The sequence below is a fragment of the Neobacillus vireti genome (assembly GCF_036962345.1).
In the GTDB taxonomy this organism is placed as follows: domain Bacteria; phylum Bacillota; class Bacilli; order Bacillales; family Cytobacillaceae; genus Neobacillus; species Neobacillus vireti_A.
This window is the reverse complement of sequence record NZ_JBALNB010000007.1, coordinates 187,118-211,763: the sequence shown is the minus strand read 5'-3', so window position 1 is coordinate 211,763 and position 24,646 is coordinate 187,118. Positions and strand designations below refer to the sequence as shown.

Below are 24,646 nucleotides of genomic sequence, written 5' to 3'. Positions count from 1 at the left end.
ATTTTTTTGTTACTACTAATTATTTCTAGCGTTTATTTTGATCGAACAAAAACGGGTAGATATTCTCCATTTGGCCATCGCTTAAATTCTGCATTTACTTCCATTCCAATATGCAATTCTTCGGGATTAACATCAGGAATTTTTGCAAATATTCTTACATTTTCTTCTAATTCAATTGTTCCAATAACATAAGGAGTTTCATTCATAAAGCCTGGGTGAGCTGCCTGATGAATTATAGTCCAATTAAACACCTTGCCTTTTCCTGATGCTTTTTCCCATTGTAATTCTGTTAAACACTTTCCACAGTATCTTTCTACTGGTGCTGCGTATACATTACAGGTTGTACAATGCTTTATCATTAATCTTCCTTCTGACGCAGCATCAAAATAAATTTTTGAATTCTCATCACGAATTGGTGATGGTATACTTAAATCTCGTTCACTTTTTACCATACTCTTTCTCCTTTCAACTCTACTATTTAATGATGGTTTGAACTTAATATCAGTGTGGAATGATAGTCTAAAATACCTCCATTACCACTGACGAGAATAAGGTCATTTTTATCAACCTGTCTTTCTCCTCCCTGTCCCCTTGCCTGAATAATCGCTTCGGAAAGTGGTGTCATTCCCCACATATAATAACTTGATAACTGTCCACCCCCAGTATTGGTTGGCAGTGACCCGTTTGGTCCTAATCTACCATCCGCCACAAATGCACCACCTTCTCCTTTTTCACAAAATCCGTAGTCTTCTAGTGTTACTAATACAGTGTAAGTAAAGCAATCATAGATTTCACAAATGTCAATATCCTCAGGTTTTACTCCTGCCATGCTCATAGCTGTTTTACCACTTTCCTCTGCACCTGTTCTAACATCCTTATCTGCTCTGTCACCAGGATGGCCTTGTCCCCATCCTAATATATTGACTGGTTTCTGCTTTAAATTCTTTGCTCGTTCAGCTGTAGTTACGATAACTGCAACTCCTCCATTTGAAACGAGACAACAGTCAAATAAATGAAATGGATCGGCTATCTTACGGGAAGTATGATAGTCTTCTATTGTCATGTCTTTTTTCATTTGAGCTCTGGGATTCATTTGTGCCCATTTTCTTTGTGATACTGCTATAGCGCCTAATTGATCATTCGTAGTTCCATACAATTCCATATGTCTTCTTGCAGCCATCGCATAATAAGGAAGTGCGCCAAATAGACCATAAGCACTATTGATAGAATCTAGTCCTTTGGTATTGCCAGCTGTAGCATAACTGCTTCCTACCGAACTTGCTGGAACGAGCGGCGCATCTGCAAATACACAGGCAACAGCATTTGCCATTCCACTTTCACATGCCATTATCGCAAACTGAATCATGGCACCCGCTGTAGAACCGTATGAATTCATGTGATTTAGTAACTTTAAATCTCTTAACCCAAGTTTTTTTTCTAGTCCTATTCCAAGTTCACCTGTCACACCGCTATTAATTAATAAACCATCAATCTCTTCGACTTTCATACCAGCATCATCAATTGCCAATCTTATAGCTTCAGCGGCAAAATCTGTAGAAGTTTTCCCATAAATTTTTCCCATTTCTGTAATCCCTAGACCAACGATCGAAGATTTAGCAGTCATATTAACACTTCCCTCTTTTCTCTATTTTCCTGACCAAACAGCGCTTCTTTTTTCAGCAAAGGCTCGTGGACCTTCTTTTGCATCTTGACTATTCATTACTGTCGTAGAATAGTCCTCATTAATTTCCCATGCATTAGGAGGAAATGTAATAGTAGAGTCTAAGCTTCGATAAACAATATCTTTACTTGCTCTCACTGCGACTGGTGCATTTTGGATGATTTCATTTGCTAGTTTTTTAGCAACTTCAAGAACTTGCTCATGTGGAACAACTTCATTTACTAATCCCCAATGCTTAGCTTCATTCGCAGTTAAAGGATTTCCAGTCAATATTGCATTCATCGCTACCTTAAGGGGAATTTGTTTTGGCAAACGTAATAATCCACCAGCCCCTGCGATAATTCCCCTCTTAACTTCAGGTAATCCAAACGTCGCTTTTTCAGATGCAACAACTAAGTCACAAGCAAGTGCAATTTCTGTTCCACCACCTAAAGCAAAACCATTAACTGCTGCAATAATCGGTTTGGAAACATAATGCTGGGTAATACCTGCAAATCCCCATTTCTCCATTTCACTCGAAATTTTAAAACCTCCACTTGCCACTTCTTTCAAATCTGCTCCCGCACAAAATGACCGATCCCCAGCTCCTGTAATAATAGCTACCCATAATTCGGGGTCATTGTTAAACTCCTCAATAGCGGTTCCAATTTCCATCCAGATCTGACTATTAATAGCATTCATTGCTTGCGGTCTATTTAAGGTAATAACTGCAAGCCTTTCGGATTTTTCAAAAATAATATAATCAAAAGACATTCATTTTCTCCTCCTTTTCAATTATGTAAGCACTTACATAACTTAATACTATTTTTTATCCAGAATATTATCAATATACAGATTTGTTGGATTTGTTATGTAACATACAGATATAATGCATCTGTAAAAATAAACAATGAAAATTTACATAATCAAAAAAAATGTATAAAAAGACTTTTCTGGTAACCAGAAAAGTTTTTTATACATGATACTATTTTGGTATAGGTTTATATTTTAATATTAAATATAATTGCTCTGCCATATAGGATGGTGTTTGTTTCGTTCCACTATAAACCCAGCCAGAAATGACGCCAAGGGTTGCAGATGTAATATAAGCTAGGAAAATTTCCCATTCAACAGTATAGGAATAATCCTTTAGAATATCAACTTTTTTCCGAAAAAACTCTTGGAGATGTCCCCTAATTATGTATAATGAGCCCGGAATCGTTTTACCATTTAACATAATTTCAAAAAATTTCTTATGCTTTTGTATATAAGAAAATAGATAAATGATTGACTTAACTTGTTCATCATTATTTTCAGATATATCGTTTAAAGTATTCATTTTGCAAATTAAGTTTTGTATTACTTCGTCTATTAGCTCTGAAGCTAAATCTATCTTGTCCTCGTAATGTGAATAAAAGGTTGCTCTATTGTATTTTGCCTCTTCACATATTTCGGTAATTGTTATACTTTCAAAATTCTTTTCAGATACTAATTTTAATAATGATGCTTTGAAATTACTTTTTGTTCTAACTATTCTTTTATCGATTTTTTCTTCATTAAGTTTCAAATGTAAATTAGTTTCATTTTTAAATAAAATTTTTTGCGGTCTTTGAAATACAATTTGTGTCAATTGCTCTGCCATAAAAATTGGTGAATATTTAAATCCAGTCGTAACCCAATGGCTTATAACTCCAAAAGTTGCCCCTGACACATAATACAAATACATAACATTATCAATTTCCTCTTTTTCAGGCTTAACCGTATCCTTGTATAGATCAAACAAAGATTGAATAAATCGCGGTATGAATCCAGGAACTCTTTTGTTACTTAACATTAATTGAAAGAAATTTGAATTCGTATAAATATATTGAAACATTGCAATTGTACTAGGTTGCGTTAATGGATCTTGTACATCATTTATTTTGGCATTTGCAATTTCACGATCGAACCCGTCCAAAATATCAGTGATTAACTCCTCTAATAATTGATACTTATCTTGATAGTGGGAGTAGAATGTCACGCGGTTATAACCTGCTTGATTAGAAAGCTCAAAGATTGTTATTGTATCAAACTTTATTTCTGAGAGACACTTTAAAAGGGCATCTTTAAATGATTTCCTTGTTCTTTTGACTCTATCATCTATTTTAGGATTCAACTACCTCTCCTCCATCTTAATATTTATAATACTTTTTTTGAAAATTTTCTTTTTGTTTTCACTTCGGAAGTAGCTAATGAATCCTAAAAACAATAAATACTAATTTGCAATTAATTTTAATAAATCATATCATTCAGATAATAAAAAATATTCTGTACCTTTCAGTGTTATTATACTATATAAAAATTAAATTTTCTTTGATATAGTTACATTTGTAATCTTATTTACATAAAGAATCAGATTGGCAGATCCTCGAAAATTTGATTCTCAAATGATTCAACCAAAAGAAAGTATCATTTTATACTTTCTTTTGGTTGAATTACCGTATCCTTGAGTAAGTACTCTTCTTTCATCAAGCTTCCTAAAAACGTTTTTTCAGCAATACTCATCACTCTTCACCATCCGTTAGATCAAGTACAAATTTACCAGGGAAAGGTCTTCCGCCTGGAACACAATCAGTTGCCTGCCTATTCTTATTAACCGGCTTTTGGTTTTCCTGATAGGAATCAATTTCTTCAACAGTCAGTAAAGATTCGTTTTCCCAGTTTTTCAGAATCCCCACCACATAATTCAGCCTTCGCTTGTTATTGGCACAGGCAATATTCAGCGCCATTAAAATCACATCTTTCGGATGTAAAAAGCTCGAATCATCTAACCAAGATAACAGCTGCTGTTTCGCATTCACATTATTAAAACCGAATCCATTTGAGTCCCAGAACTCAATAATTTCTTTTACATTTTCTTGATTAGTTTGGAATGTGTTTTCTATGGTTGGTTTGTTTTTACTATTTGGATGTTGTTCTGCTTGCTCGCCAAACCTAACACATCGTTAAGCTCTCGATATTCTTGTTCTATGTATCTATCAGGTTCATCTTGATCCAATTCATTCTTGTCAGAAAACATCTCTTTGGTCCCGCAAAAAGATTCATTCAAACTACGAATATCCTGTCTCTGTATGGATTCCGCAACATATTCAATCAAAAAGTGATCCTCGACATCCTTTAATTCGGTCAAAATACAATCCATAACCGGTTTTCCAGCTTTATGCAGATTCTCTTTCCCCCAGTTTTTAATGGCAAGCTCTCTTGTCTCGGGATTGTAACGAATCAACTGGTGATGATGGATGAATCGTTCCATTAAGGCATGAACACCCTCAATCGAATAACCCAAATCAAAAGCCATTTGTTTCTTAGTAATCTTATAGATCCCAATTTGAGTGGTATTTGAATTCGTAAGCAGATAGAGGTAAAAATACTTATCCTCAGGGGTCATCTCTTCTAAAACAATCGGACACTTCCAAAAATCCGTACGCACCATTCGATACTTTGCCATCTTCAACCACAATCCTTTCAACTAGTAAAATACCTTTCACCGTTTATATATGAGGTAAGTCGGAAAAAGGACAGGCTGCTATTTATAAACATGTGAATGATTTGTGACAAGATATTTTTGTAGGACTGTTAAATAAAAAACTGTATGCTGCACACATTTTTCCATACAAAAACACTCACAAACATTGATCGTTGGTGAGTGTATTAAAAGTTTTTATAACTACAACATACATACTTATTTTTAAATCCATTTTATTTGAATATTTTTTGGAAACGTGTCATTTGGGATGGGGAGCTGTTAGTTTTTTTGTTGTTGTTTTTATTTTTAATTTATTTTTCTTTTTGTTTTTCTTTTTGTCCTCGTATCGTTTAACAAGTCGTAACGTATCGTTAAATTATTCATGATCATTTATAACGAATTTATAGTAACGATTTTTCAAGAATTTCTAACACATCTAATGTTTGTACATTATCTTCTACTTCTTTTGCTTTCGTTCTATCGCTGATAATGGTTAAACAATATGGACAGCCTGTACTAATGATGGTAGCGCTTGTTTCAAGAAGCTGTTCTGGCAACGTTGATCCAGGTACCTGTATCTTCTTCCATCCACATTAGACCTCCTCCTGCGCCGTAGCACATCGTTGACTCACGTTTCCGCTCAGGTTCCTTGAGCTTGACCCCAGGAATCGATTTTAAGATTTCACAAGGTGGATCGTATACATTAATTGAGCCTAGCTTACTTGAACATCTTAACTTGGTATTCAATTGGTTTTAATTTTTAAAGGGATCTACATTATTAATGGAGATCCCTCAGAATGATAAAATATAAATTTAGTAGTTTAATCAATCCACAAAACCTTACATCCCTTCCGACTAATGGGAAAAGAAAACTCAATGTTTAGATATAAGTAAATACATAAGACTTATCAGTTTATATTTGTATAGTGGAATTGTAGAATTAAAGAAACAAGATAATACCTATTAATGGAAGGAAGTGCTCGCCTTGGATAAAAAGTACGCAGGACATACTTTGTTACAATCTGTACCGTTCGGAAATGAAATCTTAGCAAGCCGATTAGTGATGGCCCCAATGACAAGAATCTTTTCGCCAAAAGGGGTCCCAGGGGAAAATGTTGCACACTATTACCGCAAACGTGCAGAGAATGGGATTGGGCTCATCATAACTGAAGGAACAGCGATCAACCACCCAGCTGCAGCAATGAGTGCCGATATTCCCCGTTTTTATGGTGAGGACGCCTTAAGTGGCTGGGCAAAGGTAGTTAATGAAGTCCACCAAGCAGGTGGCAAAATCATACCACAATTATGGCATGTAGGTGCAGCACGAAAAGCAGGTAGTGAACCAAATATTGACGCGCCTCCTGTGAGTCCGTCTGGTTTTACTTTAAAAGGCCACAGAAGTGAAAAAATAAAGGCTTTAACGGAAGAAGAAGTCATTGAAATGATTGATACATACGCCGAAGCTGCTTCAAATGCCAAATCCATCGGCTTTGATGGAATTGAATTGCATGGAGCGCATGGATACTTAATTGATCAATTTTTTTGGGAATTAACGAATAAGCGAAACGATGAATACGGTGGGGATATAGGAGAGCGGACAAAATTCGCGGCAGATATTGTTCGTGCTTGCAGGAAAGAAGTCGGACCTGATTTTCCAATTGTCTTTCGTTATTCACAATGGAAAGGAACCGATTATCAAGCTAAATTGGCTAAGAATTCTATTGAGCTTGAACAATTGCTCACCCCCTTGGTTGAAGCTGGAGTAGATATTTTCCATTGCTCTACAAGACGTATATGGGAACCTGAATTTAAAGAGGAAGATCCATCCTTAAACTTAGCCGGCTGGACTAAACGAATTACTAAAAAGCCAACGATTGCGGTCGGTTCTGTGGGAATTAACCGTGCATATTTGAGCAATCAGGATAATGATCATGTAACAATTGTAGACAATCTCAAAATTATAGATGAAAAAATCAAAGCAGGCGAATTTGACTATGTAGCAGTCGGCCGTGCGCTGCTAGCTGATTCAGAATGGGCAGTAAAACTAAAAAATGGTAAACTTGATCAAGTACTGCATTATACGAAGGAATCTGAGAAATCCCTGATTTAATTACATTCAAGAACGCACATTTTATCAGACTGCAACTAACACCTACAAACATTGATATATCAACATTTGTAGGTGTTATTTTTTTCAACTGTAACAGATTCACTTTTTCAGTGTTTATTCAGGGTTACCATCAGTACTAAAAACAAAAATTAAGTTTTCGATTTTTCTCTAAAAGGTATTGTGGGTTTTCAATTGCAAACTCTTCTATAAAAAGTTCAGATTTGTCTTTCACTATTGGATTAGCAATACTCGCTTTGGTCCTACTTATCGTTACAAAAGGCAAACTAGGATATAGCCATTCTTCTCATCAAATTGGGGTTATAATGAAAATAAATCAAAATAAGATAAACACGGGGACGATTCTCCTGGGTCCATTCCCTCCTTCAAAAAAGCCACAAGAACCGTCCCCTTGGCTCTGAGAACCGTCCCCTTGGCTCGGCTCTCTCCGACTAGTTGTCGCTAAAGTGGGATATTCCCATGCTTCTTCGCAGGTCTTGTTTCTTTTTTCGTCCGTAGCATTTCAAGGGATTCTTTGAGTTTTTTTCGGGTTTCACGTGGGTCGATGACGTCGTCGACCATGCCTCTTGATGCTGCTTGGTATGGATTCGCGAAAGTTTCGCGATATTCAGCGATTTTTTGGGCTCTCATTGCCGCTGGGTCTTCATTCTGTTCAATTTCTTTCGCAAAGATGATATTCGCTGCTCCTTCAGGTCCCATTACTGCAACTTCTGCGTTTGGCCATGCGTAAACCATATCGGCGCCAATTGATTTCGAATTCAAAGCAACATAGGCTCCTCCGAAGGCTTTTCTTAGAATAACGGTAATTTTCGGCACCGTTGCCTCCGAATAAGCGTAGAGAATTTTCGCACCATGACGGATAATTCCGCCATGCTCCTGGTTGATTCCAGGAAAGAAACCTGTAACATCTTCAAACGTGATCAAAGGAATATTAAATGAATCACAGAAGCGGATAAATCTGGACAATTTATCAGACGAGTTAATGTCTAATCCCCCCGCCATCACTTTCGGTTGATTCGCTACAATTCCCACACTGTGACCATCAATACGGCCAAATCCAACGACAATATTTTTCGCAAAGTTTTGTTGAACTTGCATGAATTCCCCATGATCGACGACCTCTTCTATCACTTTGCACACATCATAAACCTTTGTCCCTTCAATCGGTACGAGATCAATGATTTCATCACTCCAGCCATTGTCTTTTTCTGCTTCTACAACCGGTGGTTGTTCCGACTGATTTTGCGGCAGAAAGCTGATTAGCTTTCTAACGTCATTTAAAATTTCGGGTTCAGATTCTGCAGTAAAATGTGCTACACCACTTATACTTGAGTGAACACTTGCTCCGCCAAGGTTTTCAGAGCTAATTTTTTCTCCTGTTACTGTTTCAATTACCTTTGGACCGGTAATAAACATCTGACTTGTCTTTTCGACCATAAACACAAAATCGGTAATCGCCGGTGAATAAACGGCTCCACCGGCACATGGTCCTAAAATAACAGAGATTTGCGGAACGACTCCAGAATAAATCGCATTGCGATAAAAAATATGGCCATAGCCGTCAAGTGCCTCGACTCCTTCTTGAATTCGTGCGCCTCCTGAATCGTTCAAACCAATGATCGGTGCTCCATTTTTGGCCGCCAAGTCCATAATGCGCGAAATTTTCAGCGCATGTGCTTCACCAAGCGCCCCTCCGAAAACGGTAAAATCCTGTGAAAACACATAAACAATTCGGCCATTAATTTTTCCGTAACCAGTGACGACGCCCTCCCCTGGGGCTTCAATTTTATCCATTCCAAAGTTTGTGGCTCGATGTTGAATAAATGGATTTAATTCGACAAATGTGTCTTCGTCTAAGAGCAGATCAATACGTTCCCTAGCAGTTAGCTTGCCGCGATTATGTTGGGCTTCAATCCGATCATCCCCGCCGCCTAGCTCAACTTTATACTTTTTATCCATTAACTCATTTATTTTTTCATACATAGTACTCATTGAAGTTACTCACCTTGCTTTCTTCTAATCTGAATTCCTAATTTGATTTGGTGGTTTAACCGATATTTCCCCGTCCCTTTATGTTCCTTTAATGGTCCTCATATGTTTTTAATAACTGTTTTGCTGCCATTGTTGCTGAAATTTCCCCATTAAGAACTACTGTTTCAATTCCCGGCAGCATCCTTTTTATCTCTGAATTGTTGTAAAAGCTTGACCGCAAGTAATCCTCAACCATTGTATACATCCAGTCAAGGGTTTGTTTTTGCCGCCTCCTGCCGAACACTCCAGACACAGTTGTTTTCTCTTTGAAATCATTAATCAACTGCCACATTTCTGCCATTCCTTCCCCTGTGAAAGCAGAACAGATATAGGCCTTAGGTGCCCATCCTTCTGTAATTGGATGTAAAAAATGCAGAATCCGGTTAAATTCCGATTTTGCGGCTAAAGCACGCTGTTTATTTTCACCATCGGCTTTATTGACGAAGATCGCATCAGCCAACTCCATTATCCCTTTTTTAATCCCCTGAAGTTCATCTCCGCCACCGGTCAGCATAATCAATAGAAAGAAATCGACCATCGAGCGGACCGTCACTTCATTTTGGCCGACGCCAACGGTTTCAACGATGATCACATCATACCCTGCCGCTTCACAAATTAGCATCGTCTCCCGTGTTTTACGATTGACTCCACCTAAAGTTCCTCCTGTTGCTGATGGTCGGATGAAGGCATTGGGATTTCGCGACAGTTCTTCCATTCTTGTTTTATCACCAAGAATGCTTCCCCCCGTAATGGAACTGCTTGGATCAACTGCGAGGACAGCCACCTGATTTCCTTGATTACAAAGCATCGTTCCAAAGTTCTCGATCAACGTGCTTTTCCCCGCACCAGGTACACCACTGATTCCAATACGAATTGACTTTCCGGTATACGGAAGGAGCGCTTTCAACACTTGCTGTGCAAGCTCCATATGGGCCGGATGGTTGCTTTCAACGAGCGTAATTGCTTGGGCAATGACCGTCCGGTTCCTAGAAAGGACACCTTCAACATAGTCACTGACGTTTAACCGGCGCCGGCGGGGGGAGCGAGGGACGATTGGCGCTTTTTCCTGCTTTTCCTCCGTTGACACCCCCTTCACTACACGGGAAGCATATTCCCTTCCCCCGCCTTCCGGGATCCATTCCGGCTTTATCTTATTGTTATCCATGATTACATTTCATCCTCAAGTCGGCGGTTAATTTCTTCTAATACTTTTTGCGCCGCAACAGGGATTACAGTACCTGGTCCAAAAATCGCTGCAGCTCCATTTTCTTTGAGATATTCATAGTCTTGTACCGGAATGACCCCGCCGGCAACGACAACGATATCTTCACGACCAAGCTTCGTCAATTCTTCGATTAATTGAGGCAATAAAGTTTTATGTCCAGCAGCTAGGGAACTCATACCAATGATATGCACATCATTTTCAACGGCTTGCCTTGCTGTTTCCTCCGGCGTTTGGAATAGCGGACCAATATCGACGTCAAATCCCAAATCTGCAAAAGCCGTAGCAATCACTTTTGCGCCGCGGTCATGGCCATCCTGACCCATTTTTGCAATCATGATTCTTGGGCGTCTTCCTTCCTGTTGTTCAAATTCAGCTGCCATTTCTCTTACAACGGCTACTTGTTCGTTCTCGCCAAATTCTGCACTATAGACTCCGGAGATTGAACGAATTACCGCTTTATGTCGACCGACCACTTTTTCATAAGCGTCCGATATTTCTCCAAGACTTGCTCTTGCCCGTGCGGCCTCAATCGCCAAAGCTAACAGATTGCCTTCCCCAGTTTCAGCCGATTTTGTGATTGCCTCAAGGGTTGATTTTACTAATGCCTCATCACGATTGATGCGCAATTCTTCTAATCTGCGAAGTTGCGCTTCGCGAACCGCTGTATTGTCTACTTCAAGAATTTCAAGCGGATCTTCTTTCTCAAGCCGATACTGATTGACGCCAATGATTGATTCTTTCCCCGAATCAATTTGTGCTTGGCGACGAGCGGCGGCTTCCTCAATTCGCATCTTCGGCAATCCTGTTTCAATGGCTTTCGCCATCCCGCCAAGTGACTCAATTTCTTGAATATGCTCCCAAGCACGGTCGACAAGTTCCTTCGTTAACGATTCGACGTAATAAGAACCTCCCCATGGGTCCACGACGTTACAAATTCCCGTTTCATCCTGTAAAAACAATTGCGTATTCCGGGCAATGCGTGCGGAAAAATCCGTTGGCAGCGCAATTGCTTCGTCAAGTGCATTCGTATGAAGCGACTGTGTATGGCCCAATGCCGCTGCCATTGCCTCCACACAGGTCCTTGTGACATTATTAAACGGATCTTGCGCGGTCAGACTCCACCCCGAAGTTTGACTATGAGTGCGGAGTGCCATCGTCTTTTCATTTTTCGGATTAAACTGTTTCATGAGTTTCGCCCAAATCATCCGTCCGGCCCTCATTTTCGCCACTTCCATAAAATAATTCATGCCAATCGCCCAGAAAAATGATAGTCTTGGCGCAAATGTATCAATATCCATGCCGGCCTTTATCCCTGTGCGAACATATTCCAAGCCGTCCGCCAATGTATAAGCCAGCTCAATGTCTGCTGGGGCACCCGCTTCTTGCATATGGTAGCCAGAAATACTAATGCTGTTAAATTTAGGCATATTTTTGGATGTATATTCAAAAATATCGGCGATAATTTTCATTGAAGCTTCTGGCGGGTAAATATACGTGTTCCGGACCATATATTCTTTTAAAATATCATTTTGAATGGTTCCAGTTAGTTTCGCTTGCTCAACCCCTTGCTCCTCAGCTGCAACAATGTAAAAAGCCATGATTGGCAGAACTGCACCGTTCATCGTCATTGAAACCGACATCTGATCAAGTGGAATCCCATCAAACAATACCTTCATATCGAGAATCGAATCGACAGCCACACCTGCTTTTCCCACATCCCCGACGACGCGAGGGTGATCAGAGTCATAGCCTCTATGCGTTGCTAAGTCAAAGGCAATCGAAAGTCCTTTCTGACCGGCCGCAAGATTTCGGCGATAAAAAGCATTACTTTCTTCAGCAGTTGAAAATCCGGCATATTGGCGAATTGTCCAAGGCTTTGTGACATACATCGTTGGATAAGGACCGCGCAAGAACGGGGCCATCCCGGCTACATAATCAAGATGCTCCATCCCAGCCAAATCCTTTTCCTCATAGAAAGGCTTTACAGCAATTTGTTCCATCGTCTGCCATGCTTCTTGTTCGAATGAAGTTTGAACCATTGGCTTCCCTTTTAGAGATGGAGCGTTTTCATTATAGGCAATGGTCGTAAAATCTGGATTTCTACTCATTGTCCAATCCCTTTCCGCTGTTGAAGGTCAAACAGCACTTGATAACAATTTGATTTCATATGGATCCATTCATCTACCCCAGCTTGCTTGAACAATTCTGCATGTTCGGAACTTGGGGAACCAGCTAATAATAACGTTAGCTCCGGATTCATCTTTTTCAGTTCGCCTGCAAGCGTTGGGACCATATCGGCATAGACGTCATCATGAGAACAAATGACCACAATCGAAGCCTCCGATTCTACCGTAGCCTGAACAGCTTGATCTACCGTTTCAAATCTGTTATTTGAAAGAACTTCAAAACCGCCGACTTCAAAAAATACCGTTGCAAAATCCGCCCTTGGCTTGAACTGTGCAAGCTTACCGAGATTAGCTAGGAACACCTTTGGATAAAAACCATAAGTGTCTTTATAGCTTTCAGCACGTTCCCGTAAGGAGTCAAATTGTTCTGATGCTCGGCGGGCAGGCAACGCTTGGATGCTTGGTACATCTGGATTATTTTGTTGAATAGTATCCATCACTTCCCCAATGGTGAGCCCTTGACGAAATACGTTTAAGAAACTTTCTAGGTTTTGTTCGGCTCCCAATCGCTGAAGCAACGTTTCCTTCCCTTCTGGAGAGGCGGTCTCCCGGTACGAGCGTACCTCTTTGCAACGTACTTCATAAACGGATTCCGCATTCTTAGAAAGCTTTTTTTCTGTTAAATTCGGATACATATTTGTTCCGACCAAGCGTTCTTTGCGGTGGGCGATATTGGTAAATCGCTGATTCGCAATCGCATTTATTTGTTCCTGAATCTCGCCCTTCTCAAGAGAATTGAACATACCACCGCTCGCTTCAATTTGCTGGAATAACTGCCAAGCCTGTTTGGCAAGTGAATCGGTAAGGGATTCCACGTACCAAGACCCACCTGCTGGATCTGCCACTTTTGAGAGGTGTGCCTCTTTATCTAAAATAATTTGCGTATTTCGTGCGATTCTACGAGAAAATTCATCAGGTGTTCGAACGGCTTCATCAAACGGTGACACATGAAGACTATCTGCCCCGCCAATAATAGCCGCGAACGACTCTGCTGTTCCTCGCAGTATATTTACATACGGGTCGGATACTGTTTTTGTCCAGGAAGATGTGCGCGCGTGAATGGACATTTTCAGCTCTTCTTCCTTTCCGCCAAATGAAGCAACAATATTTGACCAAAGGAGGCGTGCCGCACGCAGCTTTGCAATCTCCAAAAAGACATTGGACCCAACGGAAAAGGTAAAAATCATGCTTTGGGCCACATCTCCGATTGACAATCCCCTGTTCTGCATTTCCCGGATATATTCCACCCCTGTTGCCAATGCAAATGCCAATTCCTGCGCTGCATTTCCGCCAGCTTGGTGATAAGGGTCAGCCTGGATTAGAATCGTCTTTAATTCCGGCGTTTCGCCTTTGGAACATAAGGTGAGTTTTGCCATCCATTCATACGCTTTTTGCAGCGAAATTGGTAATGTTCCTTCCTTTGCCAAAGTCCCCAATGGATCCATTCCCACACAACCGCGCAGCTGACGGACATCCATTCCCGCCTGCCTTGCCTCTGCAACAATTATCGAATAGACAGGGAGTCCCACCATCCCTGTTTGGACAAAGAGTGGCGTTTTTTCAAGGTTGATTCCCTCAAGGGCTTTTTTGACATCCTCTAGAGAACTAATAGAGACCCCTTTATCCCCTACGCATTCCGGTGCTGCCTGATCCGGATCCTGTCCCAATGCTGAAGCACGGTCAAGAACAAGATTTACCATCGTCTGGCCCCGGGTTAAGTCGATTTTTACCGCCTCATTAAATTCAGAAGGTGTGCCATAAGGCAGCTCTTGACTGACCTCCCACGGTTTTCTTTGTTCTCCTATTTCCCTTGTGCTGCGTACAAATGGAGCGGTCCCGAGTGATGAGGAAAGGTGAGAAATTCCGATTATATCCTCTTTTGTATACATTGGTTGGATGGCAATCCCTTCGTACGTCGTTGTAACAAGCTTCTCTTCAAATGACGCCCCTTTTAACGCCTTGACCGCCGCTTGTTTCCACTCATTAAAAGAAGGAGCTGGGAACTCAGCGAACCCACTATTTTCTTTATTTAGCTTTTCTTTTTCATCCATATTTGCATTTATTATCATTAGGGATCCCTCTTTCATCTAGGAAACTATCATCCTATTCTGGTTTCACAAGGAACAGTGTTTGGCCGTGCTCGACTAAGTGGCCATTTTCAACTAAAATATCGACAATCTCACCGCTTACTTCCGCCTCGATTTCATTAAATAGCTTCATTGCTTCAAGAATACAAACGACGGTGGATGACTCAACCTTGTCACCGATTCTCACAAACGGGTGTGACTCAGGCGATGAGGCATTGTAAAACGTCCCAACCATTGGTGAAACGACTTTCTTTAAACTTGAATCATCCGCATTAACTGGTTTCAGACGTTCTTCTTGAACAGGCTTCACTGTTTCTTTTTTCATCGAGGCCGGTGCCTCCTTAACAGCTACAGCAACAGGTTCCTGCTTCATGCTTGGTTTTACAGTTTCGATAGTTTCATTGCTTAATTGAATCGTTGCCCCTGCTTGCTTTTTTAAAAAAATATTGGATTCTGATCCTTCTAGTTCGACTTTCATTTCCTCAAGCGCCGATTCTTCAAACAACTTAATCATTTCTCTAATTTCATGCATTTTCCACATGGACTTTCGCTCCTTTTTTTCAATGGGTTTAATCTTCTATTTTAATCGGATGTAATTCTAGAAATTTCGTATTAAAATCGCCTTTAACAAAAGCTTCATGCTCCAATAATTGCAGATGGAACGGAATCGTAGTTTTAATACCGCTGATCACAAATTCTTCTAATGCACGCTTCATCCGTTGAATCGCTTCATCACGGTCCTTTCCCCAAACAATAATTTTCGCTACCATCGAATCATAAAATGGAGAAATCTGATAACCTGGGTAAACGGCACTATCGACCCGGACGCCGTACCCGCCTGGTGGAAGATAGACCTCTACTTTTCCAGGAGATGGCATAAAGTTCTTTGCAGGGTTTTCTGCATTAATGCGGCACTCTATCGACCAACCATTAATCTGTACATCCCTTTGTTCAAATGAAAGCGGGTTTCCGGCAGCGACAGAAATTTGTTCTTTAATCAAATCAAATCCTGTTACCATTTCCGTAACCGGGTGCTCAACCTGGATGCGGGTATTCATTTCCATAAAATAATATTGGCCATGTTTGTCTAATAGGAATTCAACGGTTCCGGCACCATGGTAGTTAACGGCCTTAGCTGCAGCAACAGCTGCCTCTCCCATTTTTTCACGGAGTTCCTGATCAAGAGCTGGGGATGGCGCTTCCTCTACAAGTTTTTGGTGGCGGCGTTGGATCGAACAATCACGCTCCCCTAGGTAAACCACATTTCCGTATTGATCGCCCATAATTTGAATTTCTACATGACGGGGCTCTTCTAAATACTTTTCTAAATAAACACCGGGATTGCCAAATGCGGTTTCAGCTTCTTTCTGCGCTTGGCGAATCGCTTTTCTCAATTCATCCTCATCATTCGCAACCCGCATACCTTTTCCACCACCACCTGCTGTGGCCTTGACAATCACCGGATAACCGATTGTTTTAGCAACTTTTACTGCTTCTTCTATATCGTCGACGAGCCCCTCTGTACCCGGGACAGTCGGAACACCGGCACGTTTCATCGTTTCCCTTGCCACCGCTTTCGCACCCATTTTATTAATCGCTTCGGCTTCCGGTCCGATGAAGGTCACATCCTTTCGTGCACAGAATTCTGCGAAATCAGCATTTTCCGCTAAAAATCCATATCCAGGATGAATGGCATCCACATTGGATACCAAGGCAACACTCATGATATTGGTCATATTTAAATAACTATCTTTTGACGCAGTCGGCCCGATGCAAAAACTTTCATCTGCCAATTTTACATGAAGGGCTTCTTTATCTGCCTCGGAGAAGACGGCCACGGTTTGAATCCCCATTTCTTTACATGCACGAATGACACGAACAGCAATTTCTCCACGATTAGCGATCAGTACTTTTTTAAACATTCGACCTTCCCCCTTAGCTTTTTAACTTCACCAAAAATAGCGGTTGTCCGTATTCCACGACCTCGCCGTCTTCCACAAGAAGCTCGACCACTTCTCCCTCTACATCGGATATGATTTCCTGATCCAGATCTAACTTTTCCACTTTGCAATGACCTACAATAGTGCCTTTTGTGGTATGATCACCGATGGTTACATACGGTTGGCCACCTTGTCCAGAGGTGGAAGCGAATACACCGATTACAGGCGAAACAATTTGGTGCAAGGCTGCCTTAAATCCCTCATCTTCTATTTTTGGCACAACCCGGGCTGAATTTTGAGGTCCTAGTTCCAATGTGGTAGCCGCCTCGTTGAATGCCGTTTGAACGGTTTCTTCTGTGAATCCGGGGTTTGAAATCTGTTTTATCATCGTAATTCTGATTCCATTATTTTTTATGCTAAATTCTTGAATGGAAGACTTGCTAACTAATCTAATCATTTCTCGTAATTCAAGCATTTTTATCATAAATAAACACTCCTGCCAGTTTGATTTCGACATACTTTCAAATCTCTATGAACGAGAACACGACGAAGAAGATCCGTTAAACTTAAGTTCAGCTAAGACCGACTAGTTGGTCTTAGAGATAAAAAACCTTTTTATTGTGTTGAAGGTTATCCTTTTCGCAAGACCGACTAGTTGGTCCTTAGTAATAAACCCTTTTAACGTGTTGAAGGTTAGTCCTTTTTAAAGAGACCAACTAGTTGGTCTTTGAATTAAACTAACCCTTTTACATGACCCTGAATCAAACAAAGGCCTTTACAGGACACCTTCAAACAGTCCAAATCCTGACCAACTAGCATTACTATTTCCCTTTAGAACATCTGAGTTTTAAAGTCTTGCGGATAGGATTTCAGAAAGAACTTTGAAAATTTGGGATTTTCCCTCGCTTCCTCAGTCAATAATGAATGCAAGATAATATCGGCATACATGTCTGCAATTTCTTCAATTGAGTATTGACCATCCTGTTTATACCACTTATAGGTCCAGTTCACCATTCCGAAAATAGCCATCGAAATAATAGGGACTGGCAGGTCTCGAAATTCACCGCAATCCATTCCATCCTGAATCACCTTAAATATTAATTGTTTATATTGATCCCTTTTTATCTTAATGTCATTAATGTATTCAGGAGCTAGATACATGTACTCTTCATAGAAAACCGTTACTTCTGATTTATAAAGATCAATCATGGAAACAAACGACTTAATAAACGCGTGGAGTCTCTCCGTAGGCGTATCCCACTGTTCGTTTGCTTTTTTCCCTTGTTCTAAGACATAGGAAATAAAATGGTCGTGGATAAGATAAAGCAATTCATCTTTTGACGTGAAATTGTGATAAAATCCACCTTTCGAAGTCTTACTTTCTTTCACAATCTGATCAACAGTCACCTTGTGAAAGCCTTTTGCTTCAAACATGCGAAGCGATGTTTCTATAATTCGATCTCTTAATGATTGTTCAGCCATTTAAATTCACCCCAGTGTATTTTATCATACCCCCTAAGACGCAACTATTTTTATTTTCTAAATGCACAAATAATATAATTTTTTGAAAATTTAAATTACTATTACCCATAGTATAAACAATCGATACAAAAGTTGCAAATACTTTTGCAATTATTAAAATAACACCTAACTGATTTTGAATTAAGCTGCTGTACATATGCATTGAATTGAGTTAATACCTCGTAGGAATCCGATTTGAAGCATGGAAAAGCGTTAGAAAAAGTATTTGGAAAGTTAAAGTCGGTTTAAAATGGTACTTATTTGCTCTTGTACTCATTCCTGCTGTGATGTATGTGGGGATGGTGATCGTAAATGGAGGAATTCCAAAATTCGAAGGTCTTACTGTAGCATTTTTTATTACATATCCTTTCTATCTCGTTGCCGTTTTCTTTGGCGGTGGTCCATTTCCCGAATAAATCGGTTGGAGAGGCTTTGCTTTACCACGTATGCAATCCAAATTTGGTCCTTTAAAGGCAACCCTGCTACTCGCTATTCTCTGGGCTTTTTGGCATGTGCCACATTTCTTAACGACTGCTCAAAAGGGTGGACCAGATTCAAACCTTTCTACCATTCTTGCTCATTTGCCGATTTTTCTCATGTTGTGTTTTGCTGTTTCGATTATTCTTACGTGGGTTTTCAATTGCAAACAAGGAAACTTGTTTATTGTCATGTTGGTTCATGCTAGTCTGAATACCTTTAGTTTGATCCAGCCATTCCTTGTAAACTCTGAATTAAAAAGTTCAGATTTGCCTTTTACTATTGGATTAGCAATGCTCGCTTTGGTCATACTTATCGTTACAAAAGGCAAACTGGGATATAGCCAAACTTCACTTCAAATAGGAATTAGTAATAATGAAAATATAGCTAAATAGTTTGTTTATAAGAAGTGAATAACAGTCATTTTTCTCTAGAGGGACACTGGGACCTTACTCTCCCATGTCCTTTATTTTTTCTGCAGCAGTATAAATATCATCCAAAAAGACTTTAGGCTCCCTCCGCATACTTAGCACTCCTTATAATACTTGGTTTAAGTGCCGGCATAATATCGTCGATAATAACCTAATCCACTGACTAGCATTTCCTCATAGTATGCTAGTCTTTTTTTCATGATCCAATTTTTTCATCTCTAACTCTAACTTTTTTTCCTCTAAATCTAATTCTTTTATCTTTAGTTCATTATCTTTTTTCTTCACATACCCATAATAAATTAGAGAAAAGCCTATAATGATGGTTAGGTAAAAATAAAAATCCATATCTTAAACACCCCCGGTTTATTTTCTTCTATTCAGTGTTACGAATCAAAACCTTTTTAGTTTCGGAATGTTTACCTTGTGCAACTATAATTTTAAGATTATTATAATTATTAGCGTTATATCAAAGTAAATTTTAATTTCATACACGAGGAGATCTAACATGAAGCTTACGTACGCAGGAAAAACAAAAGATGTTTATGCATTGGAAGATGGTAATTATTTACTTAAATTTAAAGATGATGTTACAGGTGTAGACGGCGTTTTTGACCCAGGTGCAAATACAGTGGGTCTAACGATTGAAGGGGCTGGACGTGCGGGATTAAGACTAACGAAATACTTCTTTGAGGTTTTAAAAGCAAAAGGAATTCCAACTCATTATATTGATGCTGACATCGAACAAGCAACCATGACGGTTAAACCTGCTGAGGTATTTGGAAAAGGACTAGAAGTCATTTGCAGATATCGTGCAGTAGGGAGTTTTTTACGCAGATATGGCTTGTACGCACAAGAAGGACAACCTCTTGATGCATTTGTAGAAGTTACCTTAAAGGATGATGATCGCGAAGATCCTCCAATTAATCAGGACGCATTAGATATGCTTGGTATTTTATCGAAGGATGAATACATCGTGTTAAAAGACCTCACGCAGCAAATCGGAAATATAGTCAAAGAGGAACTTGCTAAGAAAGGCATCGAGTTATACGACATTAAATTTGAATTTGGACGAACTGGTGCGGACAAGCAAATCGTTCTTATTGATGAAATCTCCGGCGGTAACATGCGTGCTTATAAAGATGGAGAGTACATCGAACCTTTAGAATTAGAAAAAATGTTCCTATAAACGAAAAGGCATCCCTTTCAGATGAAGGGGATGCTTTCTTGTCTTTTACGACACTAAAATTACCAAAACACTATTTTAAATTAAGGATGTTTTCGGAAACCTTGATATTTTGGTAAATCTGGTTCAAATGCGGATTAGTACTATTATGATTCCCTCTAGCATGAAATTTCAGGTTCACAGGTAACCAGTGGGATCTTTTGATTCCCGTATGCATGATTCTTCAGGTTCAACGGTAACCAAAAAGATCTTTTGATTCCCGTTAGCTTGATTTTTCAGATTCAACGGTAACCAAAGGGATCTTTTGATTCCCGTTAGCAAGGTTTTTCGTGTTCATCGGTAACCAAAGGGCTCATCTGATTCCCTCTAGCATGATTTTTTAGGTTCAATGGGAATCAAAGGACTCATCTGATTCCCTCTAGCGTGATTTTTCAGGTTCAACGGGAATCAGAGGGCTCATCTGATTCCCTCTAGCGTGATTTTTCAGGTTCAACGGGAATCAGTGACCATTTTATTCCAATAAACCCCAAAGTCATTTACTTAACGCAACAAACTTAACCTTAATTAAATATGAAACTCAACCTCTTCATCTAATAAAGGATCATTATTTTCGTTAAACTCTGGATAGATATCAGGGTGAAGGATACTTGCTATCTTACTTAACCCAAGTAATAATCTTGGTGAAGGTCTGCAAAATAATGGTTCATCCAATATATACAATTGATTATTTTTAATAGCTTCCATCTTCTCCACCTCAGGGCGTTTTAGGATTACCTTTGGATTCACTTTTTCTTTGTGTACCCCCACCCAAATAACGCAAATCACATCGGGATTTCTTTGTACGATTTCTTCCCAATGCGTTTTTACGCTTGACTGAGGCATATCCTCAAATATGTTTCTTCCCCCTGCGAGCTTACTAATCTCAGTTATCCAGTTGGTTGCTCCAGGAGTAAAAATTGGTTTAGCCCACCATTCCCAATAAAGGTTTGCCGGCTTTTCTACCTGCTTACATAAAGATCGGTAGTTTTCGAGAAAATGATTGTATTTCTTGAATAATTGGTTTGCTTTGTCAGAAGTATTCGTCACTTCCCCAACGAATAATATACTTTCTCCTACCTCTGTTAATGTCTTGGGGTTAGGGACAATGACATACGGTATGTTTCGTTTCTTTAACTCTTCGATATTTCGTTCCATTCCAGGTACAGAAAGCGAGGCTAATACTAAATCTGGTTGTAATTTTTCCACTTTGTCCATATCAATGTCCAAATCTGACCCCAGTCTCGGTAATGTTTGAATATCCTCCGGCCAATCCGAGTAGTTATCCACTCCTACCAACGAAGAAGTTAAACCTAAGTAAGCTGCTAATTCTGTATTACTTGGACAAATGGATATTAATCTCATATCAAAGCCTCCTTTATGATTCTAAAATTCTATTCCTTTTACAGCGGGAACGCCTTCATTGTAATAATGTTTTTCCGCTTCAATGACTGAAACAAGATCAGCTATGTCTTTAATTTCCTGCTTGGCATCTCTTCCGGTAATAACAAGATGAACATGGGAAGGTTTATTTTTGATTAATTCTATGACTTCGTTAAGAGGCAAAACATCATCGATTGGAAACTTATCAATGGCTAACGCATTATTCAGTTCATCTAAGATTACCAAATCATACTCCCCACTCATAACCGCTTCCTTTGCTTTCGGCCATCCTATTTTTAAGGCTTCTCTATGTTCCTCTGGTGTTTTGGTCCAGGTGAAACCAATTCCCAGTTGAACCATTTCCACACCTAGCTTTTTCAGGGCTATTTGTTCACCATATGTACGTTCAGGTGATTTGATAAACTGATAGATTTTCACTTTCAGTCCTCTGCCAATTCCTCTAAGTGCTAACCCTAAAGAGGATGTTGTTTTTCCTTTTCCATGACCGGTATACACCAGTGTTAAGCCATTTCGATTGATTGGTTGATTCATATTTCTTTCCCCCTATTATCTAAACATTTTCTAATCCAGTTCTCAACCATTTCAGGGCAAGAGGCAAAATGAAAATGAGTATAACCAGCTACTAGACTAAGAAGAACCGGCCTATAAAACAAAAACCGGTTATCTATCCATTAATTATGGTGATGATGATGTTCATACCCATGTTCTTTCGCATATTTACGGAAATTTTCTAAATCTTGCATACCAGTCGAAGTACCGTTTAAGGCCTGATTCATACGTTCTAACAGTACCGTTCTTAACTTTGGATGATAGCCAAAATACTGAGCAATATCAATTGATACATGCGGATAAGACTCTTTAAACTGTTCGGCCATTTTATTCATTCTTTCCATTAAAATTCCCGTAAATAAAAAATACGGCAGCATGATGATTTTTTTTGCTCCCAATTTAATACAGCGTTCCATCCCATCCTGCACAGTTGGCGTCGTTACCCCCATAAAGGCACTTTCAACGATTGGTACATTTAATTTCTCCCACAATAATCTGCTGATTTTATAAAAATCACCATTTGCATATGGATCGCTGCCGCCTCGTCCAATTAATAAAATGGCCGTATCCTCATGATTTTGATCCACATCAAAACCTGCTTCAGTAAGTCTTGATTTTAAAATCTCAAAGACCTCCTCATGAATACCAATCGTCTGGCCATAGGTAAATTGAACATCGGGGAAATGCTCTTTAGCATGTTCGATTTCTGCTGGAATATGGAGTTTTGAGTGTCCTGCATGTAATAATATGATGGGAATTACATGGATTTCATCCGCACCTTGTTCAACACACAACTGAATCCCATCTTCAATATTTGGTGACGCGAATTCTAAGAAACATGTTTCTACTAAAAGGGCTGGATCAATGTATTCTTTCATTTGCCCGATAAATTCCCGAACTTCTATATTCCCTGCCTCGAGCCTGCTGCCATGTCCAACAAATAATACAGCTTTTTTCATTGGTCCTTTATCTTTCTTGTATTTATCAATTCCTTTAATTCGATTTTCGCTGCGTTTCCGCACACCGTGCTCCATTGAGTAAATGATCGCATCTTGTTCAACTGCTTCATGAACAATATCACGTGCGGTTTCTTCATGTTGAACCGAATACCATGTCCCTTTTGGGTAATCAATTACGACACATTTATCTTTACAACGACCGTTACAGCGTGTACGCGATGTATGAATATGCTCATCCAAACGGTTTTTACGGATCTCATCACGAATTTGCTGGGTGACCTCTTCAGCTCCTGCTCCCATACAGGTTGCACCATTGCAAATGAGTAAGTGACGCTGCATTTGCGTTAAATTCCAGGTTGTCATATAGTGACCTCCCCCTCTTCCATCATCTTGTAGCCTCTATGTCTCTTTGTTATATCAACAGTGCCGCCGATTAAAAGCCCATATTTGAAATGGCAAAACGAAACTTAGTTATGTAACTTCACTGGCTCCCAACTTATGATCGCTGCATAGAATGGGTGACGGTACACATACTGGTCATCCTCCATACTAATAAAGCGTTCGAGTGATGCTTTCACATGCGCCATGTCAAACTGTGGTGATAAGATTTTTTTGCTTTGTGCTTCATATAATTGCTGTAATGTATCATAACGATACACACGCTCCAGCTTGAGCATTTCACAATTTGCATAAATCCCTAACTGATACAGCATGTTAACGATGGTAATATAATCACGGCGAGGATATTTAATGTCATAGCCAATCTGCTCATCTAAAATAACGTAATGCGGCTGAATAGGTCCTGTTGTTAAACCAATGATGGCGCGCTTTTTAGCAAGCCTGTTCATTTTTTTCAGCGCCGCATTCATTTCATACATACGATAAAAGCAGTTCACCCCAATAACAACATCATGCTGCTCAATTTGCGCTTCTTCCCATTTACTTTGAACGAACTGAACAGGTGCATCGTTTTCAAAGTATTGTTTTAAGTAGGCAAGTACACTTTCAGAACTATCAACTAACGTTAAACTTTTGACATCTTGACTGAGTGGGAATGTATAGTTGCCCCATCCCGGCCCAATTTCAATACAACTTGAATTTTTGGGGATATAATGTTTCATTTTTTCATAAATTTTTTTTGCATAGTTATCTGTTTGCTTGTATGTTTTTTTCATCATGGACTGAGCCCAATATGCTTCTTCCAGTTCATCATGAATCATTCTTTCTGGCATCTTGCCATGCCAGTCTAACATGCCGTCTTTCCACAGCTTTTCAAAATCAATTTGTAAAGGGGGGCTTTTTATCATTGAATTTTCTCCTTAAT

At 39.6% G+C, this 24,646-nt stretch carries 19 protein-coding genes and 3 pseudogenes; 3 read left to right on the top strand and 19 right to left on the bottom strand.

Annotated elements, in window-relative coordinates; genetic code table 11:
* Nucleotides 1-32: 32 nt before the first annotated feature.
* The 6 genes and pseudogenes from V7108_RS08525 to V7108_RS08495 form a co-directional block, all read right to left on the bottom strand.
* Nucleotides 33-452, bottom strand: a complete 420-nt coding sequence (locus V7108_RS08525) for a Zn-ribbon domain-containing OB-fold protein (RefSeq protein WP_335567897.1) — start codon at nt 450-452, stop codon at nt 33-35.
* A 26-nt stretch (nt 453-478) separates the two neighbouring features.
* Entirely contained in the window at nt 479-1,624 is a 1,146-nt protein-coding gene (locus tag V7108_RS08520) for a thiolase family protein (protein WP_335567896.1), read from the bottom strand.
* A 21-nt stretch (nt 1,625-1,645) separates the two neighbouring features.
* Nucleotides 1,646-2,434, bottom strand: coding sequence for a crotonase/enoyl-CoA hydratase family protein (locus V7108_RS08515; protein WP_335567895.1), 789 nt, complete (start codon nt 2,432-2,434; stop codon nt 1,646-1,648).
* 211 nt (nt 2,435-2,645) lie between these two features.
* Nucleotides 2,646-3,815 (bottom strand): TetR/AcrR family transcriptional regulator, encoded by a 1,170-nt coding sequence (locus tag V7108_RS08510; protein WP_335567894.1) that lies wholly within the window; start codon nt 3,813-3,815, stop codon nt 2,646-2,648.
* Between the two features lie 388 nt (nt 3,816-4,203).
* Nucleotides 4,204-5,147: pseudogene (locus V7108_RS26985) on the bottom strand (DnaD domain-containing protein).
* Nucleotides 5,148-5,566: 419 nt separating this feature from the next.
* Nucleotides 5,567-5,891: pseudogene (locus tag V7108_RS08495) on the bottom strand (heterodisulfide reductase-related iron-sulfur binding cluster); the annotation flags it as partial.
* Between the two features lie 259 nt (nt 5,892-6,150).
* On the opposite strand from V7108_RS08495, the gene V7108_RS08490 reads away from it, so the two are divergent.
* Nucleotides 6,151-7,275, top strand: coding sequence for an NADH:flavin oxidoreductase (locus tag V7108_RS08490; RefSeq protein ID WP_335567891.1), 1,125 nt, complete (start codon nt 6,151-6,153; stop codon nt 7,273-7,275).
* A 459-nt stretch (nt 7,276-7,734) separates the two neighbouring features.
* Here V7108_RS08490 and V7108_RS08485 read toward each other — a convergent pair whose 3' ends face one another.
* The 8 genes from V7108_RS08485 to V7108_RS08450 all read right to left on the bottom strand — a co-directional run bounded on the left by V7108_RS08485 (nt 7,735) and on the right by V7108_RS08450 (nt 18,244).
* Nucleotides 7,735-9,276 (bottom strand): acyl-CoA carboxylase subunit beta, encoded by a 1,542-nt coding sequence (locus V7108_RS08485; RefSeq protein ID WP_335568137.1) that lies wholly within the window; start codon nt 9,274-9,276, stop codon nt 7,735-7,737.
* A 97-nt stretch (nt 9,277-9,373) separates the two neighbouring features.
* Complete coding sequence (gene meaB / locus V7108_RS08480) at nt 9,374-10,489, bottom strand: methylmalonyl Co-A mutase-associated GTPase MeaB (RefSeq protein WP_335520310.1); 1,116 nt, start codon at nt 10,487-10,489, stop codon at nt 9,374-9,376.
* Nucleotides 10,490-10,491: 2 nt separating this feature from the next.
* The gene (gene scpA, locus V7108_RS08475; protein ID WP_335520307.1) at nt 10,492-12,657 is read right to left on the bottom strand and encodes a methylmalonyl-CoA mutase; all 2,166 of its coding nucleotides are present in this window, start codon (nt 12,655-12,657) and stop codon (nt 10,492-10,494) included.
* A complete protein-coding gene (locus V7108_RS08470) occupies nt 12,654-14,804 on the bottom strand; it encodes a methylmalonyl-CoA mutase family protein (protein WP_335567890.1) in 2,151 nt (716 codons plus the stop codon). Before V7108_RS08470 ends, scpA begins: the two co-directional genes overlap by 4 nt.
* 34 nt (nt 14,805-14,838) lie before the next feature.
* Nucleotides 14,839-15,363, bottom strand: a complete 525-nt coding sequence (accB, locus tag V7108_RS08465) for an acetyl-CoA carboxylase biotin carboxyl carrier protein (protein WP_335567889.1) — start codon at nt 15,361-15,363, stop codon at nt 14,839-14,841.
* 28 nt (nt 15,364-15,391) lie between these two features.
* Nucleotides 15,392-16,744, bottom strand: a complete 1,353-nt coding sequence (gene accC / locus V7108_RS08460; RefSeq protein ID WP_335567888.1) for an acetyl-CoA carboxylase biotin carboxylase subunit — start codon at nt 16,742-16,744, stop codon at nt 15,392-15,394.
* 13 nt (nt 16,745-16,757) lie between these two features.
* Nucleotides 16,758-17,246 carry a biotin/lipoyl-containing protein gene (locus tag V7108_RS08455; RefSeq protein ID WP_335517240.1) on the bottom strand — a complete coding sequence of 163 codons (489 nt, stop codon included), beginning with the start codon at nt 17,244-17,246 and terminating at the stop codon, nt 16,758-16,760.
* Between the two features lie 347 nt (nt 17,247-17,593).
* Nucleotides 17,594-18,244, bottom strand: a complete 651-nt coding sequence (locus tag V7108_RS08450) for a TetR/AcrR family transcriptional regulator (RefSeq protein ID WP_335517238.1) — start codon at nt 18,242-18,244, stop codon at nt 17,594-17,596.
* 236 nt (nt 18,245-18,480) lie between these two features.
* Between V7108_RS08450 and V7108_RS08445 the strand changes: the two are divergent.
* Nucleotides 18,481-19,155, top strand: a pseudogene (locus V7108_RS08445) (CPBP family intramembrane glutamic endopeptidase); the annotation flags it as partial.
* Between the two features lie 210 nt (nt 19,156-19,365).
* Here the strand turns inward: V7108_RS08445 and V7108_RS08440 are convergent.
* Complete coding sequence (locus V7108_RS08440; RefSeq protein WP_335567887.1) at nt 19,366-19,536, bottom strand: hypothetical protein; 171 nt, start codon at nt 19,534-19,536, stop codon at nt 19,366-19,368.
* A gap of 160 nt (nt 19,537-19,696) precedes the next feature.
* Between V7108_RS08440 and V7108_RS08435 the strand changes: the two genes are divergently transcribed.
* Nucleotides 19,697-20,377 carry a phosphoribosylaminoimidazolesuccinocarboxamide synthase gene (locus V7108_RS08435; protein ID WP_335567886.1) on the top strand — a complete coding sequence of 227 codons (681 nt, stop codon included), beginning with the start codon at nt 19,697-19,699 and terminating at the stop codon, nt 20,375-20,377.
* A 561-nt stretch (nt 20,378-20,938) separates the two neighbouring features.
* Here the strand turns inward: V7108_RS08435 and V7108_RS08430 are convergent.
* The 4 genes from V7108_RS08430 to V7108_RS08415 form a co-directional block, all read right to left on the bottom strand.
* Nucleotides 20,939-21,775 carry a cobalamin-binding protein gene (locus tag V7108_RS08430; RefSeq protein ID WP_335567885.1) on the bottom strand — a complete coding sequence of 279 codons (837 nt, stop codon included), beginning with the start codon at nt 21,773-21,775 and terminating at the stop codon, nt 20,939-20,941.
* Nucleotides 21,776-21,796: 21 nt separating this feature from the next.
* Nucleotides 21,797-22,345, bottom strand: a complete 549-nt coding sequence (locus V7108_RS08425; protein ID WP_335567884.1) for a cob(I)yrinic acid a,c-diamide adenosyltransferase — start codon at nt 22,343-22,345, stop codon at nt 21,797-21,799.
* Between the two features lie 140 nt (nt 22,346-22,485).
* Entirely contained in the window at nt 22,486-23,685 is a 1,200-nt protein-coding gene (locus V7108_RS08420) for a CbiX/SirB N-terminal domain-containing protein (RefSeq protein WP_335567883.1), read from the bottom strand.
* Nucleotides 23,686-23,789: 104 nt separating this feature from the next.
* The gene (locus V7108_RS08415) at nt 23,790-24,629 is read right to left on the bottom strand and encodes a class I SAM-dependent methyltransferase (RefSeq protein WP_335567882.1); all 840 of its coding nucleotides are present in this window, start codon (nt 24,627-24,629) and stop codon (nt 23,790-23,792) included.
* Nucleotides 24,630-24,646 lie beyond the last annotated feature (17 nt).

What these genes read in the sequence shown, in the direction of transcription:
- V7108_RS08520 (WP_335567896.1), bottom strand. Translation starts at nt 1,624, where the DNA reads ATGACTGCTAAATCTTCGATCGTTGGTCTAGGGATTACAGAAATGGGA.
- V7108_RS08455 (WP_335517240.1), bottom strand. Translation starts at nt 17,246, where the DNA reads ATGATAAAAATGCTTGAATTACGAGAAATGATTAGATTAGTTAGCAAG.
- V7108_RS08435 (WP_335567886.1), top strand. Translation starts at nt 19,697, where the DNA reads ATGAAGCTTACGTACGCAGGAAAAACAAAAGATGTTTATGCATTGGAA.
- V7108_RS08420 (WP_335567883.1), bottom strand. Translation starts at nt 23,685, where the DNA reads ATGACAACCTGGAATTTAACGCAAATGCAGCGTCACTTACTCATTTGC.
- V7108_RS08415 (WP_335567882.1), bottom strand. Translation starts at nt 24,629, where the DNA reads ATGATAAAAAGCCCCCCTTTACAAATTGATTTTGAAAAGCTGTGGAAA.
- V7108_RS08525 (WP_335567897.1), bottom strand. Translation starts at nt 452, where the DNA reads ATGGTAAAAAGTGAACGAGATTTAAGTATACCATCACCAATTCGTGAT.
- V7108_RS08485 (WP_335568137.1), bottom strand. Translation starts at nt 9,276, where the DNA reads ATGTATGAAAAAATAAATGAGTTAATGGATAAAAAGTATAAAGTTGAG.
- V7108_RS08425 (WP_335567884.1), bottom strand. Translation starts at nt 22,345, where the DNA reads ATGAATCAACCAATCAATCGAAATGGCTTAACACTGGTGTATACCGGT.
- V7108_RS08450 (WP_335517238.1), bottom strand. Translation starts at nt 18,244, where the DNA reads ATGGCTGAACAATCATTAAGAGATCGAATTATAGAAACATCGCTTCGC.
- accB (WP_335567889.1), bottom strand. Translation starts at nt 15,363, where the DNA reads ATGTGGAAAATGCATGAAATTAGAGAAATGATTAAGTTGTTTGAAGAA.
- scpA (WP_335520307.1), bottom strand. Translation starts at nt 12,657, where the DNA reads ATGAGTAGAAATCCAGATTTTACGACCATTGCCTATAATGAAAACGCT.
- V7108_RS08470 (WP_335567890.1), bottom strand. Translation starts at nt 14,804, where the DNA reads ATGATAATAAATGCAAATATGGATGAAAAAGAAAAGCTAAATAAAGAA.
- meaB (WP_335520310.1), bottom strand. Translation starts at nt 10,489, where the DNA reads ATGGATAACAATAAGATAAAGCCGGAATGGATCCCGGAAGGCGGGGGA.
- accC (WP_335567888.1), bottom strand. Translation starts at nt 16,744, where the DNA reads ATGTTTAAAAAAGTACTGATCGCTAATCGTGGAGAAATTGCTGTTCGT.
- V7108_RS08430 (WP_335567885.1), bottom strand. Translation starts at nt 21,775, where the DNA reads ATGAGATTAATATCCATTTGTCCAAGTAATACAGAATTAGCAGCTTAC.
- V7108_RS08440 (WP_335567887.1), bottom strand. Translation starts at nt 19,536, where the DNA reads ATGGATTTTTATTTTTACCTAACCATCATTATAGGCTTTTCTCTAATT.
- V7108_RS08515 (WP_335567895.1), bottom strand. Translation starts at nt 2,434, where the DNA reads ATGTCTTTTGATTATATTATTTTTGAAAAATCCGAAAGGCTTGCAGTT.